General features: G+C 74.8%; 17 protein-coding genes and 1 pseudogene. 13 read left to right on the top strand and 5 right to left on the bottom strand.

The features are described from left to right. The first annotated feature begins 16 nt into the window (after positions 1–16). The 13 genes and pseudogenes from cysC to BLT23_RS35190 all read left to right on the top strand — a co-directional run bounded on the left by cysC (position 17) and on the right by BLT23_RS35190 (position 14030). Positions 17–607: an adenylyl-sulfate kinase gene (gene cysC, locus BLT23_RS35250; RefSeq protein WP_245744518.1), complete on the top strand. Its 591-nt coding sequence runs from the start codon at positions 17–19 to the stop codon at positions 605–607. Between the two features lie 36 nt (positions 608–643). Further along, on the top strand, positions 644–1309 hold the full coding sequence (locus tag BLT23_RS35245; protein ID WP_090058341.1) for a LuxR C-terminal-related transcriptional regulator: 666 nt from the start codon (positions 644–646) through the stop codon (positions 1307–1309). Between the two features lie 35 nt (positions 1310–1344). After that, positions 1345–1548, top strand: a pseudogene (locus tag BLT23_RS41925) (MbtH family protein); the annotation flags it as partial. Positions 1549–1942: 394 nt separating this feature from the next. Then, entirely contained in the window at positions 1943–2986 is a 1044-nt protein-coding gene (locus BLT23_RS35235) for a glycosyltransferase family 2 protein (RefSeq protein WP_176947069.1), read from the top strand. A gap of 145 nt (positions 2987–3131) precedes the next feature. Then, entirely contained in the window at positions 3132–4568 is a 1437-nt protein-coding gene (locus tag BLT23_RS35230; protein WP_176947068.1) for a cytochrome P450, read from the top strand. Further along, positions 4565–6439, top strand: coding sequence for an ABC transporter ATP-binding protein (locus BLT23_RS35225; RefSeq protein ID WP_245744517.1), 1875 nt, complete (start codon positions 4565–4567; stop codon positions 6437–6439). Before BLT23_RS35230 ends, BLT23_RS35225 begins: the two co-directional genes overlap by 4 nt. After that, a complete protein-coding gene (locus BLT23_RS35220; RefSeq protein ID WP_090058327.1) occupies positions 6436–8226 on the top strand; it encodes an ABC transporter ATP-binding protein in 1791 nt (596 codons plus the stop codon). The genes BLT23_RS35225 and BLT23_RS35220 overlap by 4 nt, the downstream gene beginning before the upstream one ends. A 183-nt stretch (positions 8227–8409) precedes the next feature. Continuing rightward, on the top strand, positions 8410–9255 hold the full coding sequence (locus tag BLT23_RS35215) for a RimK family alpha-L-glutamate ligase (RefSeq protein WP_245744516.1): 846 nt from the start codon (positions 8410–8412) through the stop codon (positions 9253–9255). After that, positions 9252–10277 carry an N-acetyl-gamma-glutamyl-phosphate reductase gene (gene argC, locus BLT23_RS35210; protein WP_090058319.1) on the top strand — a complete coding sequence of 342 codons (1026 nt, stop codon included), beginning with the start codon at positions 9252–9254 and terminating at the stop codon, positions 10275–10277. Before BLT23_RS35215 ends, argC begins: the two co-directional genes overlap by 4 nt. Before the next feature lie 10 nt (positions 10278–10287). Next, positions 10288–11121, top strand: coding sequence for a [LysW]-aminoadipate kinase (locus BLT23_RS35205; protein ID WP_090058316.1), 834 nt, complete (start codon positions 10288–10290; stop codon positions 11119–11121). Beyond that, positions 11118–12230 carry a M20/M25/M40 family metallo-hydrolase gene (locus BLT23_RS35200; RefSeq protein ID WP_090058312.1) on the top strand — a complete coding sequence of 371 codons (1113 nt, stop codon included), beginning with the start codon at positions 11118–11120 and terminating at the stop codon, positions 12228–12230. The genes BLT23_RS35205 and BLT23_RS35200 overlap by 4 nt, the downstream gene beginning before the upstream one ends. A 1-nt stretch (position 12231) precedes the next feature. Then, positions 12232–13080, top strand: coding sequence for a transketolase (locus tag BLT23_RS35195; protein WP_090058308.1), 849 nt, complete (start codon positions 12232–12234; stop codon positions 13078–13080). Further along, on the top strand, positions 13077–14030 hold the full coding sequence (locus BLT23_RS35190; protein WP_245744515.1) for a transketolase family protein: 954 nt from the start codon (positions 13077–13079) through the stop codon (positions 14028–14030). The genes BLT23_RS35195 and BLT23_RS35190 overlap by 4 nt, the downstream gene beginning before the upstream one ends. 39 nt (positions 14031–14069) lie before the next feature. Here the strand turns inward: BLT23_RS35190 and BLT23_RS35185 are convergent, their stop codons facing one another. The 5 genes from BLT23_RS35185 to BLT23_RS35165 form a co-directional block, all read right to left on the bottom strand. Further along, complete coding sequence (locus BLT23_RS35185) at positions 14070–15263, bottom strand: S53 family peptidase (protein WP_090058306.1); 1194 nt, start codon at positions 15261–15263, stop codon at positions 14070–14072. Between the two features lie 56 nt (positions 15264–15319). Beyond that, entirely contained in the window at positions 15320–16561 is a 1242-nt protein-coding gene (locus BLT23_RS35180; RefSeq protein WP_143036150.1) for a glycosyltransferase family 4 protein, read from the bottom strand. Further along, on the bottom strand, positions 16549–18780 hold the full coding sequence (locus BLT23_RS35175; protein WP_090058299.1) for an acyl-CoA dehydrogenase family protein: 2232 nt from the start codon (positions 18778–18780) through the stop codon (positions 16549–16551). Before BLT23_RS35175 ends, BLT23_RS35180 begins: the two co-directional genes overlap by 13 nt. Before the next feature lie 108 nt (positions 18781–18888). Continuing rightward, positions 18889–21891, bottom strand: a complete 3003-nt coding sequence (locus BLT23_RS35170) for a type I polyketide synthase (protein ID WP_245744514.1) — start codon at positions 21889–21891, stop codon at positions 18889–18891. Further along, the gene (locus BLT23_RS35165; RefSeq protein WP_090058296.1) at positions 21888–25196 is read right to left on the bottom strand and encodes a non-ribosomal peptide synthetase; all 3309 of its coding nucleotides are present in this window, start codon (positions 25194–25196) and stop codon (positions 21888–21890) included. The genes BLT23_RS35170 and BLT23_RS35165 overlap by 4 nt, the downstream gene beginning before the upstream one ends. Positions 25197–25207: the final 11 nt, after the last annotated feature.

Here is a 25207-nt window from a genome sequence, read left to right as displayed (position 1 = left end):
ACGGGAGGGGTCTGTGGTGCCAGTGCACACCGGCGGGGGCATGACCCTGCTGCTGACCGGTCTGTCCGGTGCGGGCAAGACGAGCATCGCCTCCGCGGCGCTGGTCGGGCTGCTGGCCGCCGGGCGGCGTGCCGAGGTGCTGGACGGCGACGAGGTGCGGCGGAACCTGTGGCCGGAGCTGGGCCTGTCCCGCGCGGACCGGGAGCGCAACCTGACGCGCATCGGCGTGCTGGCCAGGACGATCGCCCGCAACGGCGTGGTCGTGCTGGTCTCGGCCATCGCGCCGTACGCCGCGGCACGGCGGGCCTTCCGCGACTCACACGCCGTCGAAGGTCTGCCGTGCTACGAGATCCATGTCGCGACGCCGCTCGCGGTGTGCCGGGAGCGCGACGTGAAGGGCCTGTACGCCAGGCACGCCCGCGGCGAGATCACCGGGTTGACCGGCGTGGACGCGCCCTACGAGGCTCCCGAGGACCCCGACCTGCGCATCGAGACCGTGCACGACCCGGTCGAGCGGTGTGCACAGCTGCTCGTCGAACGCGTGGCGCACTGGACCGCCGCCTCCCCACCGGTCCCGAGCGGGCGAACCCTGAACCGTCCGCTGTAGACAGACTCCGGCCAAGGCCCACCTGGGGGTTTCGTTGTGTCTCTGCAAGTGCTGATCTGCGACCAGCTGCCCATCGTCCGCGACGGCCTGTCCACCCTGCTGGGCGCCGCGCCCGACATCACCGTGCTGGACTGCACCAGCAGCGGCCTCCAGGCGCTGATGCTGGCCCGCACCCGCAGGCCCGACGTGGTGATCACCGGCCTGGCCCTGGACGGCATGTCCGGTGTGGAGCTGATCCGCAGGTTCACGAAGGAGTTCGCCGACTCCGGGCCGCGCGTGATCGCCTTCGCCGACAACGGCAGCGACGAGGTGGTGCGCTCGGTGCTCGGCGCGGGTGCCAACGGCCTCCTGCTGACCGACGCCACCAGGGAGGAGATCACCGTGGCGGTGCGTGCGGCCGCCCGCGGCCAGACGATGCTGGCACCGCTGGTGGCGCAGCGCCTGGTCGACTGGTTCAACCACGGCGGCGGGCAGACCGAGGAGCCGCTGCGCGCCGTGGTCACCGAGCTGACCCCGAGGGAGCACCAGGTGCTGGTGATGCTCGCGGGCGGCAAGTCCACCGGTGAGATCGCCAGGGACCTGGCGATCGGCATCACCACCGTGCGCACGCACGTCTACCGCTTGCGCTGCAAGCTCAACGTCCGCGACCGCACCCAGCTGGTGTCCTTCGCCTACCGGGCGGGCCTGATGCGCTCGGCCTGAGACCACTCGACGCACGCGACGGAGCAGGAGGAGCCATGACCGGCCGCACCACCGACGAGACCTATCTGGTGGTCCGCAACGACGAGGAGCAGTACTCGATCTGGCCCGCCCACCGCGACCTCCCGCCCGGCTGGCACGACGAGGGCTTCCGGGGGCCGGAGCAGGACTGTCTCGGGCACATCGACGAGGTGTGGACCGACATGCGCCCGCTGAGCCTGCGCAAGGCCCTCACCGAGGCCGCCGACCGGCCCGCCGCCGCGGAGGTCGTGCTCCCGGAGGGGCCGGACCTGGTGACCAGGCTGTGCGCGGGGGAGCACCGGGTGAGGGTCGTGCTGCGGCCGGCCGCCTCGCCGGAGCGGCTGGCCGCGGCCATCGGTGACGGCTACGTGCACGTGCTCTTCCCGGACACCGGCGGAGGCACCGAGCTCGGCGTCCTCCTCGACCACGCCGCCACCGACCTCTCCGCCGCCGACCTCGCCGCGGGCACGGGCACGGCCCGGCTGGCGGGCGAGCTGACCCTGGACTTCCACCGGTTGCGGTGCGAGATCTCGGTGGAGGTCGCAGACCTGACCGGAGTCGGCTCGCTGCGCCCGGTCTGAGTGGTTCCCGCGGAGCGAAGACAGGGGAGTGAACGTGTCCGACATCGAGTCCGAAGCGGACTGCAAGCCGCTGGTGAGCGTCATCGTGCCGTGCTACAACGGCGCCGACTACGTGTGCCACGCCGTGCGCAGCGCGCTGGAGCAGACCTACCCGCACATCGAGGTGGCCGTGGTCGACGACGGCTCCACCGACGGCAGCGCCGACCTGCTGCGCTCCGAGTTCGGCGACCGGATCGACGTCATCGTCACCGAGAACGCCGGCGCGTCCGCGGCCCGCAACACCGGGCTGTCGGCCACCAAGGGCGAGTTCGTGCAGTTCCTCGACGCCGACAACGTCCTGACCCGGCACAAGATCGCCGTCTCGGTGGAGCTGATGCTCCGGGAGCCGGAGACCGACCTGGTGTTCACCGCCCTCCACGAGCCGAAGAACCACGAGTTCGCCGACGAGTCCGCGTTCACCGAGGAGGAGCTGGCCGCCACCACGGCCCGGATGATGTGGCGCGCCTACGACCTGGTCCTGCCGGGGACGGGGATCCCCGCGCTGGAGACCGGCCAGCCGCTGTACCGCCGCGGCGCGCTGGTCGACCGCGGTGGCTGGGACGAAGAGCTGACCATGCTGGAGGACACCGAGCTGGCCTGCCGGATGGCCTTGACAGGGGCTGTCTTCCGGCACGTGGAGACCGTCGGCGTGATCTACCGCGACCACCCCGGCGAACGGGTCACCGCGGGGTACGGGTTCGACAAGGAAGCCTACTTCCGGACCGTGCTCAAGATGATCGAGCTGGCGCGCCGCCACGGCCGGATGTCCGGCGAGGTCGAGCGTTTCTCGTTGCGGTTCCTGGTGTGGATCGCCGCGCTGGAGTGCGCCCGGCACGGCCGGCGCGAGCACGCGGCCCGCTACCTGCGGGTGGCGCGGGAGATCTCGCCGCGGCTGCCCGGTCCCGCGCCGTTCAGGGCGGCGGCTGCGGTGTTCGGGCCGCTGCGCGTGCTGGGCGCGGTCGGCGCGCTGGTCAACCTGTCGCTGCGGATCGCGCCGCGCCGCACCCGCGCGCTGTTCGGCATCCCCGAGCCGGACTAGTGGTGAGGCTCGCGACGCCGCCGGTGGAACTCGCGGTCAGGCTGCCCCGAGGCGTCCTGCCGAGCGTGGACCACGCCGCCGGCGTCGCGTGACGCACCACCGCAGCCGGCACCCCGAGCACCCCCAGCACGAAGGAGGCCGAGGCGTGACATCCGACGCGACGCGACCGGGACGGCGACCGCCGGGACCGGGCGGCAACCCGATCGCCGGCCAGTGGCGGTTCCTGCGCGACCCGCTGGGATTCCTGGAACGGGCGCACCGCGACCACGGCGACCTGGTGCGGCTGCCGCTGATCGGCGCGCCGGTCGCCGCGTTCGGGCCGGACGAGGCCGGCGCGGTCGCCGAAGGGCTGGGCGAGCGGGTCGAGATCGACGGCGGCGGCGGGGTGGACCTGCCGCCCCGGGACAGCGTCCAGGGCCGCGGCGTGCTCAACTCCACCGGCGCCGAGCACGCGTTGTACCGCCGGATCTGCCACCGCGCGCTCGGCGGGCGGTCGCTGGCCTCCTACTCGGCCATCGCCGCGGACGAGACGGAACGGCTGCTGGCGTCCTGGTCGCCGGGTGACCGGCTCGACCTGGTGCCGGTGGCCACCGGTCTGACCAAGCGGATCTTCAAGCGGTACATGGTCGGCGCGGACCCGGCGCTGCGCTCGCCCGCCGCCGACGCCGCCGTGGACCTCTACATCGACGTCCTGGAGTCGACCCCGCGCCGGTTGGCCTCGACGTTCCTCCCGGTCGACGTCCCCGGTCTGGCCCAGCGCCGCAAGCTGCGCACCGCGCTGGAGGCCGTGGACACCGAGATCGACGCCATCGCCGCCGGTCGGGCTCAGCCGCCCGACCACCCACTCGCCTTGGCGTTGCTGGAGGAGACGGACCGGGCGGACCTGCCCCGCGACCCCGGGCTCGTCCGCGACTTCATGCTCCAGCTGCACTTCGCGGGCCTCACCTCGCTCGCCTCGGCGGTCGTGTGGGCGCTGCTGCTGCTCTCGCTGCACCCGGATCGTGCCCGGACCCTGCTCGACGAGCTGCGCGGCGCCGTCGGCGGCCGGGTCCCGGTGCCCGCCGACGTGAAGTCCTTGCCCTACCTGGAGGCCGTGCTCGACGAGACCATGCGGCTCTACCCGGCCGCGGCGTGGGAGGTCAAGCGCACGGTCGGCCCGCTGGAGGTCGGCGGCACCCTGCTCCCCTCCGGGACCGCGCTGATGCTGGTGCCGTGGGTGACCCAGCGCGGCGAGTCGTTCCCCGACCCGCTGGAGTTCCGGCCGGAGCGTTTCCTCGGCCGGGCCGACTACCCCTCCGGCGCGTTCCAGCCGTGGGGGACCGGCGAGCGGTCCTGCATCGGCAAGCAGCTGGCGCGCAACGCCTTCCGTTCCATCGTCGGTGGCATCACCCAGCGGTTCCGGCTGGAGCTCGAACCCGGCCAGCGGATCGACCCCGACCCGGGGCTGCTGGGCAACCGGGTGCTGCCACGGCCCGGCGTGCGGGTGGTGCTCGCCGCCCAGGACGGGGTGGCCGGGCGGGCGCCGGCGGTGGTGCGCGGCTCGGTGGTCGGGGCCGTGCCAGGCCCGCGGAGGCGCTCGTGACGACCGTGCCGGTGCGGGGAGGGCGCTGCGCGGAGCTGCGGGGGATCGTCGTCGCCCGCCGGCGGCTGGCCGGGCTGCTGTCCCGCGCGGGGTGGCCGCTGGTGCTGGCCACCGCGGTGTGCGACCTCGCCCTGGGCGTCCTGCCGGTGGTGTTCGTGGTGGCCACCAGCGCGGTGGTCGGCCACGTCCCCGAGGCCGCCGCGAACGGGGCGGCCTGGACCGGCGCGCTGAGCGCGCTCGTCGTGGCGTCGCTCGCGTTCGCGGGCCAGCAGGTGCTGGTGCCGGTGCAGGCCGGCCTGGGCGAGGTGATCGCCCGGCGGATCGACGGCGAAGTGCTCGACCAGCTGATGGCCGCGGCCCTGCGCGCACCCGGCATCGGTGGCCTGGAGGACCAGCGGCAGCTCGACCTGCTCAGCCGCGCACGGCGCGAGCTGGAGAGGGGTTTCCAGAGCCCCGGCAAGGGGTGTGCGGGAATGCTGCACCTGATCGCCAGGGTGACGCAGCTCGCCGGGTTCGCCGCGCTGGTGGGCATCGTGTTCTCGTGGCTCGCGGCGGTCGCCTTGCTGGCCACCGTGCTGGCGTTCCGCTACGGGCACCGCCGCGGCCTGCACCGCTTCTCCAACCTCTTCCGCGCCAACGCCGCGGTCCGCCGCGAGGGCGACTACCTGCGGGACCTGGCGATGGGCGCGACCGCGGCCAAGGAGATCCGGATCTTCGGGACGCACGGCTGGCTCACCGACCGGTATCGCACGAGCTACCTGTCGTGGCTGCTGCCGTCGTGGTGGGAGCGCCGCCGGATCATGGTGCGGCCCTTCTACGGCTACACGGCGTTCGGAGTGCTGGCGGTCGCGGCTGTGCTGGGCGCGCTCGGCGCGGCAAGCCTGTCCACGGCCGAGATCGCGCTGGTGGTGCAGGCCGTGATGGGCGCCTTGCGGCTGGCCGAGCACTACCCGGAGGCGGACCTGCAGACCGAGTACGGGGCCGACGCCTACGACGCCGTCCTGGCGTTCGAGCGGGGCATGACCGGCGACGAGCCGGCCGGGGGCGGAACCGGACCGGTGCCGCACCCCCGTTCGGAGATCGCCTTCCGCGGGCTGGCCTTCGGCTACCCCGGCGCGGCCAGGCCCGTGTTCACGGATCTGGACCTGACCCTGCGGGCCGGCCGCTGCACCGCGGTCATCGGCGTCAACGGCGTCGGCAAGACCACCCTGGTGAAGCTGCTGACCCGGCTGTACGAGCCGGACCGCGGCGTGATCACCGCCGACGGCGTGGACATCCGGCGGTTCGCGGTGGACGACTGGCGCGCCCGGCTCGCCGTGGTGTTCCAGGACTTCGTCCGGCACGAGCGCAGCGCCCGCGACAACATCGGCCTGGGGGCGGTGGAGCACCTCGACGACGAGGACGGCATCCGCGCCGCCGCCGGGGACGCCGGTGTGCTGCCCGCGCTGGACGCCTTGCCCTCCGGGCTGGACACCCCGCTGGCCGGGCACGTGACCGGTGGCGCCGACCTGTCCGGCGGGCAGTGGCAGCGCGTCGCACTGGCCCGCGCCCTGTTCCGGTTGCGGCACGAGGGCGCGCTGCTCGTCCTGGACGAGCCGACCGCCAGTCTGGACGTGCGCGCGGAGGCCCGGTTCTTCGAGGAGTTCCAGCGCGTCGCCGCGGGCCGCACCAGCTTGCTCATCTCGCACCGGTTCTCCACCGTGCGGCACGCCGACCACATCGTGGTGATCGCAGGCGGCGAGGTCGTCGAGGAGGGCACCCACGACGAGCTGCTGTCCCTGGGCGGGCGCTACGCCGAGTTGTTCCACCTCCAGGCCGGCCAGTTCGGCGACGACGTGGCGGCTCACGGTGAACGGGAGGCAGTCGGATGAGGTCCGTGCTCATCGCCGCGAGGGACCTGCTGGCCCGCGGCCACCGCCAGAGCCCGCTCAAGACCTGGACCGCCGTCGTGCTCATGCTCGCCTCCGGCGCCATGCTGCCGCTGGCCGCGTTGACCACCGGAACGCTGCTGGACGCCGCACTGGCCGGGCAGCGCGGCACGGCGATCACCACGGGTGTGGTGGTGGCCGTGCTGCTGATGGGCGGCGTGACGCTGTCGCACTTCGCCCACATCGCCTACTTCGAGCTGGCCGAGCGCGACCTCGTGGACTACGACGTCGAGCTGATCGGGCTGGCCAACGGCTCGTCCGGCCTCGACGTGCACGAGACGCCCGAGCACGCCGACCGGCTGGCGGTGCTGGAGGAGGAGGTCCCGAACGTCCGCATGGCGATGAAGGCGCTGATGACCACCGCGAGCCTGCTGGTCGCCATGTCGCTGACCGCCGTGCTCCTGGCCGTCGTGCACCCGCTGCTGCTGGCGCTGCCGGTGGTGGCGGTGCCCGCCTTGCTCGCTGGCAAGCGCGCCGAGCAGGTCGTGGACGACGCCCGCACCGCCGCGGCGGAGCCGAGCAGGCTGGCGCGCAGCGCGTTCCGGCTCGCGGTCAGCGCCTCCTCCGCCAAGGAGCTGCGCGTCTACCGGCTGGGTGCCGACGTCCGCCGCAGGCACGCCGAGCTGTGGGACGCCGCCACGGACGTGCTCGGCAAGGCGCACTCGAAGGCGACGCTGCTGCGCGCCTTCGGTCAGCTGTGGTTCGCCATCGGCTACGTCGGCGCCGTGCTGCTGGTGGTGTGGGAGGCCACCACCGGCAGGCTGTCCGCCGGTGCCGTGGTGCTGGTCGTCGTGCTGGCCTTCCAGGTCAACGTCCAGGTGGCCACCGCCGTCGCGCTGCTGCCGGCGCTGCGCCGGTTCGCTTTCGTCGACCAGCGGATGCGCGAGCTGCGCGCCGCGGTGTCGGGCAACGAGCACGAACGGCCCGGTGGCGCCGTCCCGCCACCGGACCGGCTGCGGGAGGGCATCCGGCTCGACGGCGTGTCCCTCACCTACCCCGGCGGTGCCGCACCGGTCCTGCGCGACGTGGACCTCACCCTGGCGGCGGGCACGACCGTCGCGGTGGTCGGGGAGAACGGTGCGGGCAAGACCAGCCTGGTGAAGCTGCTGTGCGGCTTCCACCGCCCGACCGGCGGCACGATCACCGTCGACGGGGTGGACCTCGCGGACATCGGCGTCACCGCGTGGCGCGAGCGCATCGCCGCCGGGTTCCAGGACTTCGTGCGCTACGAGTTCACCGCCCGCGAGGCGGTCGGCCTCGGCGACCTGCCGCGCATCGACTCACACCGCGAGGTCGAGGAGGCGCTGGGCCGGGCGGGCGCACAGGACCTGGTGCCCCGGCTGCCAGACGGCCTCGACACCCGGCTCGGCACGAGCTACGCGCCGGGCGTGGACCTCTCCGGCGGGCAGTGGCAGAAGCTCGCCCTCGGCCGGGCCTTCATGCGGGAACGGCCGCTGCTGCTGGTGCTCGACGAGCCGACCGCGGCGCTGGACGCGAAGGCCGAGCACGCCCTGTTCAGCCGCTACGCCGCCCAGGCCACCCGGTACGCCGCCGAGTGCGGCACGGTCACGGTCCTGGTGTCCCACCGCTTCTCCACCGTGCGGATGGCCGACCTGATCGTCGTCGTGGACGGCGGCCGGATCGCCGAAGCGGGCACCCACGCGGAGCTGGTGGCCCGCGGCGGCCTCTACTCGCAGCTGTACGGGTTGCAGGCCAGGGCGTACCGCTGACGAGCACTCCCGGACGAACCGCCGTGCGATGCCGCGGCACGGGTACGCGCGGCGTTGATCCCGGCGTGGCCGGATCGGTGACCCGGTGCTCACCACAGCGAGGACGTCCGGCGACCCGGTTGCTGCCTACTGTGGTTGCGGGGTCGGGTGCGGAGCGAACGCGGGGGAGAGATGGAGCGTGCGGTGGCGGTCCTCGCATCACAGGTGCGACTGGAGGAGCGGCTGCTCCTGGCCGCGCTGGACCGGCGCGGAGCCGCCTACGAGCAGGTGGACCCGCGGCGGCTGCGGGCGGTGCTGGGGGCGCGGGCCACGCAGGGCTGGGGCACCGTGCTCAACCGGGAGATCAGCCACACCAGGGCCGTCTACGCGGCGCGCACACTGGAAGCGATGGGGTGCGTTGTGGTGAACTCCGCGGCGGCCACCGACGTGTGCGGTGACAAGTGGCGCACCTCCCTGGCCCTGCACGCCGCCGGGGTGCCCACCCCGCGCACCGCCCTCGCCCTGACGCCCGATGCGGCGCTGACCGCCGTGGAGGACATGGGCTACCCGGCGGTGATCAAACCGCTGGTCGGTTCGTGGGGCAGGCTCGTGACGCTGGTGCCCGACCGGCACACCGCGGAGACCGTCCTGGAGTACGTCGCCGCGCTGCCCTCCCCGCAGTCCCACGTGGTGTACGTGCAGGAGTGCGTGCCCGGCCTGGACCGCGACCTGCGGGTGATCGTCATCGGCGGCGAGGTGGTCGGAGCGACCTACCGCCGCGCCTCCGGCTGGCGGGCGAACGTCGCCCGCGGCGCGCGGAGCGAACCGTGCCCGGTCACCCCGGACCTGGCCGGGCTGGCGCTCGCCGCGGCCGCTGCCGCCGGAGCGGACATCGCGGGTGTCGACCTGGTCGAAGGCCGTGACGGCGGACTCCAGGTGCTGGAGGTCAACCACCGGGTGGAGTTCGGTGGTTTCCAGGCCGCGCACGGCGGGCGCGTCGACGTGGCCGGCCGGGTGGCCGACCACCTGCTCTCCAGGGTGGCGGCGTGATCACCGCCGCCGTGGTGGGCGCGGCGGGCTACCTCGGTGGCGAGCTGCTGCGCATCCTGCTGGGCCACCCCGCGGTGCGGGTGGTGCGCGCCACCTCCGAGCGCCTGGCCGGCCGCCGCGTCGACGGCGCCCACCCCAACCTGCGCGGCCACACCGGCCTCACCTTCCGCCCGATGTCCGAACTGGACCACTACGACGTGCTGTTCCTCGCCTCGCGGCACCGCGAGACCATGCGCGTGCTGCCCGGCCTGCTCGGCCACGCGGACGTGGTGGTCGACCTGTCCGGAGACTTCCGGCTGGCGGACCCGGAGCTCTACCACCGCCACTACGGCGTGGAGCACACCGCGCCCGGCCTGCTCGGCACGTTCACCACCGGGCTGCCGGAGCGGTACCGCGACCGCCTCCGCACCGCCGACCGGATCAGCGTGCCCGGCTGCATGGCGACGGCGGGTGTGCTCGCGCTCGCCCCGCTGGCCGAGGCCGGTCTGGTGGAAGGCGAGGTCGCGGTGGACGCGCGCACCGGCTCCAGCGGGTCCGGCGCCTCGGCAGGGCCGGAGAACCTGCACGCCGAACGGTCCGGCGCCTTCCGGGTGTTCGCGCCCCTCGGCCACCGGCACGAGGCCGAGATCGCCCAGGAGACGGGGCTCGCGGTCCGGATGACCGCGACCGGGGTGGAGGCGGTGCGCGGTGTCCAGGTGCTGTGCCGCGTGCGGCTCGCCGAGGGCGTCGCCGAGAGCACCGTCCGCGCCGCCTACCGCGACCGCTACCGGGACGAGCCGTTCGTGCGGGTGGTCGCCGAGCGCCGCGGGCTGTACCGCCTCCCGGAGCCGAAGATCCTCGCCGGGTCGAACTTCTGCGACGTCGGGTTCGCCGTGGACGGGCCGGGCGGGGAGGGCCTCCTCGTCGCGGCCCTGGACAACCTCGTCAAGGGCGGGGCCGGGAACGCCATGCAGTGCGTGAACATCAGGTTCGGGCTGCCCGAGACGGACGGTCTGGAGTTCGCCGGCCTGCACCCGAGTTGATCGGAGGACGATGTCGGGAACGCTCGTGGTCAAGTGCGGCGGCCACGCCGCGGTGGACCCGGTCGCGGTCTGCCTGGACGTGGCCGAGCTGGTCCTGGCCGGCCGCAGGGTGGTGCTGGTGCACGGTGGCTCGGCCGACATCGACGGCCTGGCCCGCAGGCTGGGAACGGAACCGCGCCGCATGGTCGCGCCGGACGGCGTGTCCACCCGCTACACCGACGACGCCGCGCTCGAGGTCCTTCAGCTGGCCCTCGGCGGCGCCGTCAAACCCCGGCTGGTGGCGGAGCTCGGGCGTGCCGGGGTGTCCGCGGTCGGTCTCACCGGGCTGGACGGCGGACTGCTGACCGCCCGCCGCAAAGGCGTGCGCCGCGCCGTCGTCGACGGCCGCACCGTCGTGGTCCGCGACGACCACAGCGGGCGGATCACCGGCGTCAACCGGGAGCTGCTGCGCCTGCTGCTGGAAGCGGGCCACGTGCCGGTGGTGTCCCCGCCCGCGCTGGCCGAGGACGGCCGCCCGGTCAACACCGACGCCGACCGGGCCGCCGCGGCCGTCGCCGCCGGGATCGGCGCGACCGCCCTGGTGCTGCTCACCGGCGCGCCGGGCGTGCTGGCCGACCCCGATGACGAGCGCTCCACCAGACCGGTCCTCGAACTGGCCGAGGGAGGCGGCCTGCCCGGCGGTGTGCGGGGCGGGATGGCCGTGAAGCTCGTCGCCGCACGGGAAGCGCTCACCGCCGGCGTGCCCGCCGTGATCGTCGCCGACGGCAGACGCGGCCGCCCGGTCAGCGCGGCGCTCGGCGGCGCGGGGACCAGACTCGTGACACCGGCCAGGGTGGCCGGATGACGCCGGGGCACCGGGTGAGCGACACCCACGCGGTCGGTCTGCTGCGCCGGATGCTGGAGATCCCCTCGCCCTCCTACGGCGAGGCCGCGCTGGCCACCTTCCTGGTCGACGCCATGGCGGAGCTCGGCTTCGACACGCACATCGACGAGACGGGCAACGCCATCGGCGAGATCCGCCGCGGTAGCGGTCCGACGGTGATGCTGCTGGGACACCTGGACACGGTCCCCGGCGACCTGCCGGTGCGCTCGGAGGGCGGCAGGCTCTACGGGTGCGGCGCGGTGGACGCCAAAGGGCCGCTCGCGGCCATGATCTGCGCCGCGGCGAGCGCCACCGGCCTGCGCGGCCGGGTGATCGTGGCGGGCGTCGTGGAGGAGGAGACCCCCGGCTCGCGCGGCGCCACCGCCATCCGGGAGCGCCACCGCCCGCCGGACGCCCTGGTCGTCGGGGAGCCCAGCGGCTGGTCCTCCGTCGTGCTCGGCTACAAGGGGAAGGCCGACCTGCGCTACCGGGTCCAGCGGTCCTCCGTGCACCCGACCCACCCCGACCCGAAGGCCGCCGAGCTGGTCGTGCGCGCGTGGCCCGCGCTGCTGGACGCACTCGGTCCCGGCACCGGGCACACGCGGTTCGACCAGCCGGGAGCCACCCTCACCTCGATCACCGGCGAGCTGACCTCCGCCGAGGCCGAGCTCAGCGTGCGCACCCCGATCGGGTTCGACCTGGCCGCGCTGCTGGCGGAGCTGCGGCGGCGGCTGCCGGAGGGTGAGCTGACCGTGGTCAACTCCGTGGCCGCCTGCCGGGTGGGCCGCACCGACCCGGTCGTCCGGGCCCTGGTGCACGGCATCCGGCAGCAGCGCGGCAGGCCCGTGATGAAGGTCAAGACCGCCACGTCGGACATGAACACGCTCGCCGAGGCGTGGAGCGGCGTCCCGATGGCCACGTACGGCCCGGGGGACAGCAAGCTCGACCACACGCCCGACGAGCACATCAACCTCGCCGACTACACCAGGGGGATACAGGTGCTGCGAGCCGCTGTCGAGCAGCTGGGCGCGCCGGGCGCGATCGCACCCCCGGCGAGGCTGCGCCTGATCTCGGGAAAGGACGTGCGGTGACATGGCCGCGGTGACCGGTCCGGTGTCCGACCCCGGCCTGGCCGCTGCCGCGCTGCGGGTGAGGGAGCACGTGGTGCGGATGTGCGGCGGCCCGGAAGGCGGCCACCTGGGCGGCTCGATGTCGCTGGTGGAGATCCTGCTCGTGCTCTACCGGCGGGTCCTGCGGGCCGACCCGCGGGACCCGCGGGCACCGGAGCGCGACGTGCTGCTGCTCAGCAAGGGACACGGGGCGGTCGCCCTGTACGCCGTGCTCGCGGAGCAGGGCTACTTCCCGGTGGAGCGGCTGGCCGAGTACTGCCTGCCCGGCAGCGACCTGACGGCCCACCCGGCCACGGCCGTGCCCGGCGTGGAGATGCCCTCCGGCGCCCTCGGGCACGGCCTGTCGCTCGGCGTCGGGTTCGCCCTGGCGGCGCGGCTGGACGGCACCGACCGGCGGTGCTTCGTGGTCCTCGGCGACGGCGAGCTCCAGGAGGGCTCGGTGTGGGAGGCGGCGATGGCCGCGGGCACGCTGGGCCTGGACTCGCTGACCGCGGTGGTGGACCGCAACGGGTTGCAGATCACCGGCCCGACCGAGGCGGCGGCGGAGCTGGAACCGCTCGCCGAGAAGTGGCGGGCGTTCGGGTGGAACCCCGTGGAGGTCGACGGGCACGACGCCGGTGCGGTGACCGCCGCCCTGCTCGCCTCGCCGCAGCCCGGCAGGCCGACCGCCGTGATCGCGCGGACGGTCAAGGGCAAGGGCCTGCCCCTGGTGGAGGGCCAGGCGCGCAGCCATTACACGCGGATGGGCGAGAAGCAGCGGGACCGGGCACTGGCGGTGCTGCGGGCCCAGGCCAGGAGGGCCGCCCGGTGACCGCCACCGCGTCCCCGTCCGGCCGGGAGGTGTACCGCGACCTGCTCGTGGAGCTGATGGCCTCCGACGAGCGGCTCGTGTGCGTGGACAGCGACACCGGGCTGTTCACCGGGGTGGACTTCGGCGAGACCGCCGGACGGTACGTCAACGTGGGCATCGCCGAGCAGAACATGATGGGCATCGCCGCCGGGCTGGCCCGCTCGGGACGGGTTCCGGTGGTCAACACCATGGCCACCTTCGCCGCCACCAGGGCGCTGGAGAGCGTGAAGGTGGACATCGCGCTGACCCGGCTGCCGGTGCGGATCGCGGCCACCCACGGCGGTCTGGCCGCCGGGCACCTAGGCCCGACCCACCACAGCCTGGAGGACCTGGCAGTGATGCGGGTGCTGCCGAACATGACGGTGGTGGTGCCCGCCGACGCCGGGCAGACGCGGGAGCTGTTCACCGCCGCGCTGGACGTCGACGGGCCGGTCTACGTCCGGCTGGGTCGCGGGCCGACCCCGGACCTGCCGGGCGACGCGCCCCAGGTCCGGCTGGGTGAGGCGCAGGTGCTGCGACGCGTCCCCGGCGCCGCAGCGGTGCTCGTGGCCTGCGGGCCGCACCCGGTGCTGGCCGCACTGGAAGCCGCCGCCGAACTGGAGAGCCGGGGAGTGGGCGTCACCGTGCTCAACATGCACACCGTCAAGCCGCTGGACGTCGGGGCGCTGGTGAGCGCGGCGCGGAACGCGCGGGTGGTGGTGACCGCCGAGGAGCACTGGGGCGCGGGCGGCCTCGGGTCGGCGGTGGCCGAGGTGCTGGCCGAGCACGCCCCCGTGCGCGTGCTGCGGGTGACCGCGGCCGACGAGTTCTTCCCGGTCGCGGGCAGCCAGCGGTGGCTGCTGGCGCGCGCGGGTGTGGACAGCGCGCGGATCGTGGCCGCGGCGCGGAGAGGTCTGGGCTGCCGGGACTGACCGGCCGGGCGGGGTGGCCCGGTCGGCCGGTGCTTCCCGTCAGCGCCGCCGGGGTGGGGTGAAGGCGGCGGTGCCGTTGGGGGTGCCCAGCCCGGTCGGCCCGTCCCAGCCCCGTCCTGCCCGGCACAGCACCGCGTTCGCGCACTCCCCGTTCGTCCCGGTGGTCACGTCGAACAGCGCGCCCGGCCGCGCGTACGGGTACTCGTTCGGCCGGTCCCCGTGGCGCACCTTCCCGGCCAGGGCGTAGACGGCGGCGATGATCGGCGCGGCGGCGCTGGTGCCACCGTCCACACTCCACCCGTCCTGTCCGTAGGTCTGGTACACCGCCACCCCGGTGTCCGGGTCGGCCACCGCCGCCACGTCGCTGTCGGCCCGCGACGAGCACGCCGAGATCCGGTGCTGGAACGCGGGTTTGGGCAGGTACGCCGAACATCCGCTGCCCGACCCCGCCCACGCGCTCTCCGTCCACCCGCGGTGGTTGCGCGCCGGGAGCAACGACGTCCCGCCCACCGCGACCACGTGGGGCGAGGCCGCCGGGTACAGCACCCCGCCCTGGTGCCCGAGGTCGCCGCTGGCGGCGGTGAACACCACCCCCGGCTGGTCGAACACCAGCGGGTCCAGCTCCACCTCCAGCGGCTCCTCGGGCGCGCCCCAGCTCATCGACACGTACCGGGCGCCCAGCGCCACGGCCGTCCGCACGGCGGTGAGCAGGTTGGGCGACGCGTCGTCGGCCTCCACCAGCAGGATGCGGCAGGTGGGGCAGATCGCCGACACCATGTCGATGTCCAGCGAGATCTCCCCGGCCCACGCCGGGTCGGGCGGGGGCAGCGGGGCGGGCAGCCCGTTCTGGTTGACCTTGCGGAAGCAGCCGCTCGCCGCGGTGCACGGGGGCAGTCCGAACGTCCTGCGGTAGACGGCCAGGTCCGACTCGGCGTTCGGGTGGTCGTACGCGGCCACCACCGCGACCGTCTCGGTGGACCGGCTCGGCGGCAGGCGGTAGGCCGACCTGAGCTCCGCCGGGCCGTAGCCCTTCGGCTTCCCGTGCGGCGCCGTGCGGTCCGCGGCTGACACCCGCTTGAGCGACAGGCAGGTGAACCGGCCCTCGGCCGGTGCGGCGCAGGTGGGCACCGCGGCCGGTGCCGGCGCGGCCCGCGCCCCCGCGGTCGCCGGCGCGACCCCCAGCAGCACCGCGGCGACCGCGGCCAGCGACACCAGACGTGTGCTTCGACGCATGTTCCCTCCAATGCACGGGGACCCGTTTGGCACGGGGGACCGTTGCGCGGGGCAGGTCAGCCGCGCGACAGGTGGAACCGGTCCACCGCTTCCCCGTAGACCTCGAGCGTCCGAGCCGCGACGGCGTCCCAGGAGTAGGCACCTCGGGCCGCCGCGGCCGCGGCCGAGCCGATGCGCGCCGCCTCAGCGGGATGGTCCAGCGCCCAGGCGAACGCGCCGGCCAGCGCGCGGGCGTCGCCCGGCGGGCACAGCAGCCCCGTCTCCCGGTCGGTGATCTGCTCGACGATGCCGTCCACGGCCGTGCCGACCACGAGCTTGCCCACCGCCTGCGCCTCGCACACCGACTGCGGGAAGGCGTCCCACCGGCTCGGCGCGGCGATGAGATCGCTGTCGTGCAGGAACCTGTGCAGCCGGTCGCGGTCGAGAGTGCCGGCGAACTCCACGCGCTTGCCGACGCCCAGCTCCTCGGCGCGGCGCCGCAGCGGTTCCAGCATCGGGCCGGCGCCCGCCACCCTGAGCCGCACGTTCTCGCGGCCCAGCAGGGCTAGCGCCTCCACGGCCACGTCGACGCCCTTCTGCGGCACGAGCCTGCCGACCAGGCCGATCACCGCGTCCGCACCGGGTTCCGGACGCGCGGCGCAGTCCCGCGCGCACTTCGCGAGGCCCGCCCCGTTGTGGATGACCACGACCTTGGCCGCGCTGTCCACATCGGACAGCAGGTCCCGCCGGACGGCGTCGCTGACCACGATGACCTTCTCGGCGTTCGCCACCCCGTAGTGGTCGGTCGCGCGCACGTACTCCAGGATGAACGGAGACCAGCCGCTGAACGGGGACCAGCCGCCGACGCTCTCCACCACGGTGCCGTCGCCGAGCCGGACCCCGAGCACCGAGCCGTGCTTGGACATCACCAGCGGCGCGCCGAAGATCCCGCAGAGCGCGACCGCCGCCGGTACCGGCCGGAACCCGTGGCAGTGCACCAGGTCGAACCGCTGGTCCCGGTCGATGCCCGCGACCAGCCCGAGGTTGAGCTGGGCCTGGCGGGCCACCGTCCACTCGGGTGCGGGCCTCCCGCCGGCCAGGCCGTCACCGCCCTGCTCGTGCCAGACGATCCTCGGCCCGATCTGCGGGTACCGCAGCACGTCGTCCGCGGGAGAGCCGTCCTCTCCGGTCAGCACGGGCATCGCGGCCACGACCACCTCCACCCCGGCCCGGCGCAGCGCGCCGCTCAGGAACTGCACGTGTGCACCGGTTCCGCTCTGGGTGCTCAGGTGGTCGCTGGTGATCATCAGGACTCGCACGGGCGCCTCGCCGGGGTCGTGCCGGAAGGGGAAGCCACCGACCGCAACGCCCTGGGGGAGCCGAACAGCAGGCCCTCCACCGCGGCGGTGCGGTAGTGGCGCTGGACCTCGGCCGAGCCGGTCAGCCCGCTCGCACCGTGCAGGTGCAGCGCGTCGGTCGTGGTGTCCGCGGCGAGCTCGGCGACCAGGGCCAGCGCGCACGCGGCCCGCCGGTGGTCGGGCCTGGTGTGGTCGTGGTCGTCCGCGAGCCGGTGCAGCAGCCGCCGCGCGGCGTGCAGCCGGGTCGCCAGCGCTGCCATCCGGAAGGACACGTGCTGGAAGGTGGCGATCGCGGCGTCGAACTGCCTGCGGCGCCTGGTGTGCGCGAGCGCCAGGTCCAGCGCGCGCTGCGCGACGCCGAGCAGGTGGCCCGCCTGCCGCAGCCACAGCCGGGTCAGCAGGTCCCGCCCGCCCGGCTCGCCGGGGGACCACAGCACCTCCCCGGCGGCCACGGGCGCGGCGTCGAACACCACCCGGCACAGCCGCCCGTCGCTCACGTCGGGCCGCGGGTCCACCGACACCCCCGGTGCCGTCCGGTCCACCAGCGCGAACCGCGGGCCGCTCGCGGTGGTCGCGACGACGAGCAGCAGGTCCGCGTCGTCGGCGAGCGGGACGCACTCGGCTGTGCCGGTCAGCACGAACCCCCCGTCCGCCGGTGTCAGCTCCAGCGCGTCGCGTTGCCCGGTCAGGTCCGCGGTGACGGCGACGGAGCACTTGCCGTCGGCCACCGCGCACACCAGGGGCCACCACGGACTGTCAGGACCGTCCGCCGCCACCGCCTCGGCCAGGGCGACCGTGCCCGCCCACGGGTGCCGCAGCAGCACCTTGCCCATCTCCTCGGCCGCCGTCAGCGACTCGCCGAGCCGCCCGCCGAGACCGCCCGCGGGCGGGGGCAGCGTGAGCCGCACGACGTTCGCCCCGCTCAGCGCGGCCCACCCGGACCCGCCACCCGCCAGGAAACCGGCCAGCCTGCGGCGGAACCCGGCGTGGGGGTCGTCGAGCGCGCTCGGCCCGCCCTGCTCCGCGTGCACCCGCAGGTGCCCGGTGCTGATCGCGTACAGCATGATCTCGGACGTGCCGGCGGACAACGTCAGCCCGGGGCTCTGCCGGAGGAACTGCTCGGCGCGGCCCGGACCGGGTTCGCCGGGGTAGCGGCCGTTCAGCACGCCGGCCGGCCCTTCGACCTCCAGCGCCAGCCGGGCGATCGGCGTGCCCAGCTCGGTGTTGTACCACTTGGACATCGCCGAGCCGACGTGGTCGACCTCGCGGCGCGCCTGCTTGCCCACCATCTCCCAGGCCAGCACACCGCCCGCCGTCACCTCGACCTCCAGCGCCGCCAGCCGGTCGGCGACCAGCGGGTCCTCCGCCAGGCCGGTCCGCCGCGCCCGCCGGGCCACCGCCTCGAGCCACGACCGGGTCTTCAGGTGTGCCTCGAACCCGGTCCGCTCCACGGTCAGCGCCGCGTTGAGCAGCGGCCAGCCCTGCCCGGGCGGGCCGATGACGTGGTCGGCGGGCACCTCGACCCCGTCCAGCTCGACCCTGCTGTACGGGTGGTCGTCGAGCCCCATGACCTGCTCCACGCGCACCCCCGGCGCGTGCAGCGGCACCCAGAACAGCGTGATCCCGTCGTGCTTGGCCTCGCCGCGCTCGCCGATCCTGGCCGCCACCAGGGCGTGGTCGGCGTACCGGGTGGCCTGGGCGTGCACCTTGGTCGCGTGCAGCCGGTACCCGCCGCCGACCGGCTCGGCCCGGCCGGCCAGCGCACCCAGGTCCGAACCGGCGCCGGGCTCGCTGTAGAGCGTGCAGGCGTTGATCTCGCCGCTCGCCAGCAGGGGCAGGTAGGCCGCGCGCAGCGCCTCACCGGCCGCCGTCAGCAGGAAGTCGCCGACGTAACAGATGGACACCACGTAGCTGAGATCCGGCAGTCCACTTCGGACGATCTCCTCGTGCACGATCGCCGCCTCCACGGCGGTGCGCCCGCCGCCGCCGTACTCGTGGGGCCAGCTGACCGCGAGCAACCCGCGTTCGCCGAGCAGGCGGTGCACGGGCCGCACGTCGATCTCCTCACCGGGCGCGGCACAGGCGTGCCGCTCGCGGATCCGGACGGCTTCCGGGGTGTCCAGCAGGGCGCGCACCACGTTCCGCAGCTCGCGTTGTTCGGCCGTGAGGACCGGGATCATCTGCGGTGTCCTAACCAGTTCTGGGAGCGGGCCGTCCGGCACACGCCTCGTGGTGACGGGCCGGTGGGGGAGCGCTCGGACGGACGGTGAGCCGGTCGCCGGGTGTTCTCAGTCCGGTTCGGACAGCCGCCGGACCTCCTCGTCGCTCAGCGACTCCAGCTCCTGGACCAGCAGCCGCTCCAGCTCGGCCGCCAGCCGGGCGGGGGTGCCCAGCTCGAACAGCCGCTCCACCGACACGGCCACCACGAACGCCTCTCTCAGCCGCGCGGTGATCTGCATGGCGAGCAACGAGTGCCCGCCGAGGTCGACGAAGCTGTCGTGCGGGCCGACCCGGTCGGTGCCGAGCATGTCCCGCCAGATGTCCAGCACCGCCTGCTCCAGCTCGTCCACGTCCTCCTCGCCGGGCGCCCGCCCGGCAGGCGCGGGAGCCTCGCCGTCCGGGACGGGGGCGGTGACCCCGGTCGTGGAGACCGGCGCCGCCCACCCGGCGGCCGGTGGTGCCCCGCCGTCGACCCAGTGCCGCTCGCGCTCGAACGGGTACGTCGGCAGCGGCACGCGTCGCCGACCGCCGTCGTGGTGGTAGGCGGCCCAGTCGACGTCCGCGCCCGCCGCCCACAGCCCGGCCACGGCGGGCGCCAGGCCGGCGCCGGACCGGGCGGGCAGCGAGGTGACGACGGCCGTGCCGGCCACCCGGTGCCGGCGGGCCAGCGCGGACAGCGTGCCGCCCGTACCGACCTCCAGCAGCACGCGCGGCGCCGCGTCGAGCAGGGTTCGCACGCCCGCGGAGAACCGGACGGTCGCGCGCAGGTGTCGCGTCCAGTGATCAGGGCCGGTGGCACTGGTGAGCCAGGTCCCGGTGACCGTGGACACGAACGGCAGCCCCGGCGGACGCGCGGACACCCGCTCCGCCGCGGTCCGCAGCCCGGCCACGGCCGGTTCCACCAGCGGGGAGTGGAACGCGAGCCCGGTGTGGAGTCGCCGGGTGGGCACGCCACGCGCGGCCAGTTCCGCCTCGCGGGCGGCGATCGCGCCTTCCGGCCCGGACAGCACGCCGAGCTCCGGCGCGTTCACCGCGGCGAGCGCCACGTCGTCGGAGACCAGCGCCGCCAGCTCCTCCTCCGGCAGCGGCACGCTGAGCATGACGCCGGGTTCCAGACCCCGCATCAGCGCGCCCCGCGCGACCAGGAGGCCCAGCGCGTCCTCGAAGTCCAGCACACCGGCCAGGCAGGCGGCGGCGAACTCGCCCACGCTGTGCCCGATCACCGCCTCGGGCAGCACACCCCAGGACATCCACAACCGCGCCAGCGCGTGCTGGAGGGTGAACAGGGCGGGCTGGGCCACACCCGTGTCCCGCAGCGCGTCCACGTCCCCGGCGAGCACCACGTCGCGGAGATCGCGGCCGAGCTCCGCCGAGGCCAGCTTCGCGGCCCGGTCGACGTGCTCGCGGAACACGGGTTCACCCGCGTAGAGCTCCGCGACCGCGTCCGACCCGGGAACACCCTGGCCCGGGAACATGAACACCGGCCGCCGACCGGCCGGGCCGTCACCCTCGGCCACCGGTCCCGGCTCGCCGCCGCGCAGGGACGTCACGGCCCCCGCGGCGTCGCGGCAGACCACCGCCCGCCGGTGCCGCAGCACCCGGCGGCCGACCTGGAGGGTGTAGGCGGCGTCGGCCAGCTCGTGCGGGTGCGCCGCCAGGTGCCCGGCCAGGTTCTCGCCCGCTGTCCGCAGCGCGGTGGGGGTCGCCGCCGACAGCACCAGCACCTGCCACTCCCGCGCGGGTTCGGCCGGGGTGACGGGTGCGGCCTCCTGGAGCACCACGTGCGCGTTGGTGCCGCCCATGCCGAACGAGCTGACGCCGGCGCGCCGCGGCAGGCCGTGCGGCGGCTCCCACGCCGTCAGCGAGGAAGTGACCCGCAGTCCCGCCGCGGCGAACGCGGCGCCAGGGTTGGGCTCGGTGAAGTGCAGCGTGCCGGGCAGCGCGCGGTGGCGCAGCGCCAGCACCGCCTTGATCAGTCCGGCCACCCCGGCGGCGCAGTCCAGGTGACCGATGTTCGTCTTCACCGACCCGATCACCCGTGAGCCGCCGGCCGGCCTGCCCAGCGCGGCGCCCAGCGCGGAGACCTCGATCGGGTCGCCCAGCGCCGTCCCGGTGCCGTGGGCCTCGACGTAGGAGACCGACGCCGGGTCGACGCCCGCGACCGCCAGCGCCTCGGCGATCACCGCGGCCTGTCCCTCGCTGCTGGGGCTGGTGTAGCCCGCCTTGCCGGAACCGTCGTTGTTCACCGCCGACCCCAGCACCACCGCGTGCACGGTGTCGCCGTCGCGCAGCGCGTCGGCCAGCCTGCGCAGCACGACCACGCCCGCGCCACTGCCCGCGACGGTGCCCGCCGCCGCGGCGTCGAACGCCCGGCAGTGGCCGTCCGGGGACATGATGCCCTCGTCCTCGTAACGGTAGCCGGAGACCTGCGGCAGGGCGATGGTGACGCCGCCCGCCAGCGCCATGTCGCACTCCCGCGCGAGCAGCGCCTGGCACGCCTGGTGGACCGCGACCAGCGACGTGGAGCACGCCGTCTGCACGGTGATCGCGGGCCCGCGCAGGTTCAGCTTGTGCGCCACCCGCATGGTCAGGTGGTCCTTGTCGTTGGCCAGCATGATCCGGTACGGGCCCACCGTCGTCAGCAGGTGCCGGTCGGTGAGCAGGTGCAGCAGGTAGCCGCTCAGGCTCGACCCGGCGTACACGCCGACCTGGCCGTCGAAGCGGGTGGTGTCGTGGCCCGCGTGCTCGACCGCCTCCCACGCGCACTCCAGGAACAGCCGCTGCTGCGGGTCGATGATCTGCGCGTCACGGGCGCTGTAGCCGAAGAAGGCCGCGTCGAACAGCTCGACGTCGCGCAGCACGCCCCGCGCGGGCACGTACCGGGGATCGGCGGCCACCTCCGGTGGCACCCCGCCGGCCAGCAGCTCGGCGTGGTCGAAGAACGTGATGGTCTCCCGGCCCTCGGTCAGGTTCCGCCACAGCTCGCCGGTGTCGGCGGCGCCGGGGAACCGGCCCGCCATGCCGACGACGGCGACGCTGTCCTCCGGGTCGGGCGCGTACGCGTCGGTCACCGCTGTCCCTCCTCGCTCCCGCGCCGGTCTTCCCGTGCCCACTTGCGACGGGCCGCCCGCTCGCGCGCCTCGTCCAGGTGCGCCGTGGCCGGCGCGGAGGTCACGTGCTCGGCCAGGCCGCGGACGGTGGGGTGCTGGAAGATGTCGATGGCGTCGAAGCCGGGCAGCTCGTCGCGCACCATCCGGTGCAACCGCAGTGCCAGCAGTGAGTGCGCGCCCAGCTCGAAGACGTTGTCCACCACGCTGACCCGCTCCGCGCCGAGCAGTCGCGACCACGCCTCGGCCAGCACCGCCTCGATGGCGTTGGCGGGCGGCACGTGGTCGCGTCGCTCCGCCGCGATCGGCGGCAGCGAGCGGCGGTCGACCTTGCCGCTCGCCGTGGCCGGCACCCGGTCCAGGTGACCGATCCGGGAGGGCACCAGGTAGCCGGGCAGCCTGTCCGCCAGGAAGGCACGCAGGTCCCGGGCACCGGGCGGCGGCACGGACGTGCTCACCACGTAGGCCACCAGCGACGCGGACCCGTCGTCGTCCCGGTGCACCGCGGCGACGGCGTCGACCACGTCCGGGTGTGCCCGCAGCGCCACCTCGACCTCGCCGAGCTCGATCCGGAAGCCGCGCACCTTGACCTGGTCGTCGATCCGGCGCAGGAACTCCAGGTCACCGTTCGCGGTGAGGCGGACCAGGTCACCGGAGCGGTAGCACAGCCTGCCGGGGACGTGCGGGTCCGGCACGAACCGCAGTCGTTGCTCCTCGGGCCGGTCGAGGTAGCCGCGGCCGACCAGGGGACCCGCGATGATCAGCTCGCCGGGTACGCCGGTCGGGACCGGCTCCAGCCGGTCGTCGGCCACCAGCAGCCGCCCCGAGGGCAGCGGCCCGCCGAGGAAGCTGCGGGCGGAGCCGGTGTCGGCGGGGGACATCGCGCGGTGGGTCACCCAGATCGTGGTCTCCGTGGGGCCGTACAGGTTGGCCACCAGGGGCGCGTCCGCCGGGTACCGCTCGTACCAGTCGGCCAGCAGCCGGAAGTCCAGCCGCTCCCCGCCGAGGACGAGCAGCCGCAGGCGGTCCAGCCGCTGGGCCGAGCTCCGGTCGGCGGCGATCAGCCCGGCGAACGCGGTGGGCGTCTGGGACAGCACGGTGACGCCTTCGGCGGCCAGCAACCGATGCAGCGCCTCGGGGAAGTGGACGGCGTTCTGCGGCACGAGCACGAGCCGTCCGCCGTGCAGCAGGGCACCGAACATCTCCCACACGGACACGTCGAAGCCGTAGTAGTGGAACATCGACCAGGTGTCGTGCGCCGATATCCCGTAGAGCTCACCGAGATCCCGGACCAGCCGCACGACGTTGCGGTGCTCGATCTGCACCCCCTTGGGCCTGCCGGTGGAGCCGGAGGTGTGGAACACGTAGGCCAGGTCGGCCGGGTCGCCCCGCTCCGCCGGTGGCGCGTCGACCTCGGCGGGGGTGGCCTCCACCGCCAGCACCGGCACGGGCGTCCGGGAAATCCCCTCCAGCAGCGCGGTGGTGGTCAGCAGCAGCGGCGCACCGGTGCTCTCGAGCACCAGCCGCACCCGCTCCGCCGGGTCGTCCGCGGCCACCGGCACGTACGCGCCGCCCGCCTTGAGCACTCCCAGGATCGCGATGACCTGCTCGGCACCGCGCGGCAGGCACAGCACCACCGGGGTGCCGCGGCGCACGCCCAGCGAGCGCAGCCACGCGGCCAGCCGCTCGGCCCGCGCGTCGAGCTCGGCGTAGCCGATCCGCCGGTCGCCGTCGACCACGGCCACCGCGTCCGGCGTGGCACGCGCGTGCTCGGCGACGATCTCGTGCAGGCACCGCTCGGGCTCGGGGGTGGTGATCGGCCGGGTCCAGCCCGCGAGCAGGGCGGCCCGCTCGTCCGCGGTGAGCAGCGGCAGGTCGCCCAGCCGCCGGCCGGGGTCGGCGGCCACGCCGTCGAGCAGCGTGGTGAAGTGGCCGGCCAGCCGTTCCGCGGTGCCGTGGTCGAACAGGTCGGTGCTGTACTCGAGGTGACCGGTCAGCCCGCCGCGTTCCTCGACCAGGCCGAGCGTGAGGTCCAGCTTCGCGTGCCCGCCCAGGCCCGGCACCAGCTCGGCCCGCACCCCGGCCGGGGCCCGGACGTCGAGCGGCGTGTTGTGCAGGGTGATCATGACCTGGTAGAGCGGGTTGAGGCCGGGCTGCCTGCGTGCCTGGGCCTGCTCCACCACCTGCTCGAACGGCACGTCCTGGTGGGCGAACGCGCCGAGCACCGCCGTCCGCACCCGGTCGAGCAGCTCCCGGAACGCCGGGTCGCCCTCCAGGGAGACGCGCAGCGCCACGGGGTTGATGAAGCAGCCGACCACGCCTTCGGTCTCGGTGCGCGGACGCCCGGCGGTGGGGGTGCCGACGACGATGTCGTCCTGTCCGGAGTACCGGGCCAGCAGGGCCTGGAACGCGGCCACCAGCACCATGAACACCGTGGCGTTCGCGTCGCGGGCGAGCCTGGTGAGCGCCGCGACCGTGGCCGCGGGCACGGTGAAGGTGTGCTCGCCGCCGCGGTGGGTGGGCACGTGCGGCCGTTCGCGGTCGGCCGGCAGCTCCAGCTCCGGTGGCGCGCCGCCGAGCCGCTGCCGCCAGTAGTCGAGCTGCCCGGCCAGCGCCCCGCTCTCCAGCTGCTCGCGCTGCCAGACCGCGTAGTCGGCGAACTGCACCGGCGGGTCGGCCGGTCGCGGCCCGCCGCGGTAGTGGGCCATCAGCTCGTTCAGCACGATGCGGATGGACCAGCCGTCGGACACGACGTGGTGCGCGGTGACCGCGAGCAGGTGGTCGTCGTCGGCCAGTGCGACGACCAGCACCCGCAGCAGCGGAGGGCGGCTCAGGTCGAAGAGCCGGGTGGCCGACTCCCGCACCATCCCGTGCGCGGCGGACTCCCGGGCATCGGCGGGCAGGTGCGTCACGGACTCGACCCGCACGTCCGGCACCACCTCGTCCGTCACCACCTGCACCGGTTCGCCGCCGACCGTGGTGAAGGCGGTGCGCAGCGCCTCGTGGCGGCGCACCACCTCCGCCACGCACGGGGCGATCCGGCCGGCGTCGAACGGACCGCGCAGCCGCACCGCGACCAGCTCGTTGTGCAGCCCGGTGCCGGGGTTGAGCCGCTCGACGAGCCAGATGCGCTGCTGCGCGGGGGACAACGGCACGGGATCCCGCGGGTCCGGGCGCCGCCGGATTCCCGCTTCCGCCCGTTCGGCCGCCAGCTGCTCGCGCAGCAGCAGTTCGGCCAGTGCCCGCCGTTCCTCCGCCGCCGAAGTCATGTCCGTCTCCC

The sequence above is a fragment of the Lentzea fradiae genome, assembly GCF_900100955.1.
In the GTDB taxonomy this organism is placed as follows: Bacteria; Actinomycetota; Actinomycetes; order Mycobacteriales; family Pseudonocardiaceae; genus Lentzea; species Lentzea fradiae.
Note: the sequence above shows the minus strand (reverse complement) of the source record. Positions and strands in the feature narration are given on the sequence as shown.

What these genes read in the sequence shown, in the direction of transcription:
- BLT23_RS35185 (WP_090058306.1), bottom strand. Translation starts at nt 15,263, where the DNA reads ATGCGTCGAAGCACACGTCTGGTGTCGCTGGCCGCGGTCGCCGCGGTG.
- BLT23_RS35175 (WP_090058299.1), bottom strand. Translation starts at nt 18,780, where the DNA reads ATGATCCCGGTCCTCACGGCCGAACAACGCGAGCTGCGGAACGTGGTG.
- BLT23_RS35205 (WP_090058316.1), top strand. Translation starts at nt 10,288, where the DNA reads ATGTCGGGAACGCTCGTGGTCAAGTGCGGCGGCCACGCCGCGGTGGAC.
- BLT23_RS35195 (WP_090058308.1), top strand. Translation starts at nt 12,232, where the DNA reads ATGGCCGCGGTGACCGGTCCGGTGTCCGACCCCGGCCTGGCCGCTGCC.
- BLT23_RS35165 (WP_090058296.1), bottom strand. Translation starts at nt 25,196, where the DNA reads ATGACTTCGGCGGCGGAGGAACGGCGGGCACTGGCCGAACTGCTGCTG.
- BLT23_RS35200 (WP_090058312.1), top strand. Translation starts at nt 11,118, where the DNA reads ATGACGCCGGGGCACCGGGTGAGCGACACCCACGCGGTCGGTCTGCTG.
- BLT23_RS35220 (WP_090058327.1), top strand. Translation starts at nt 6,436, where the DNA reads ATGAGGTCCGTGCTCATCGCCGCGAGGGACCTGCTGGCCCGCGGCCAC.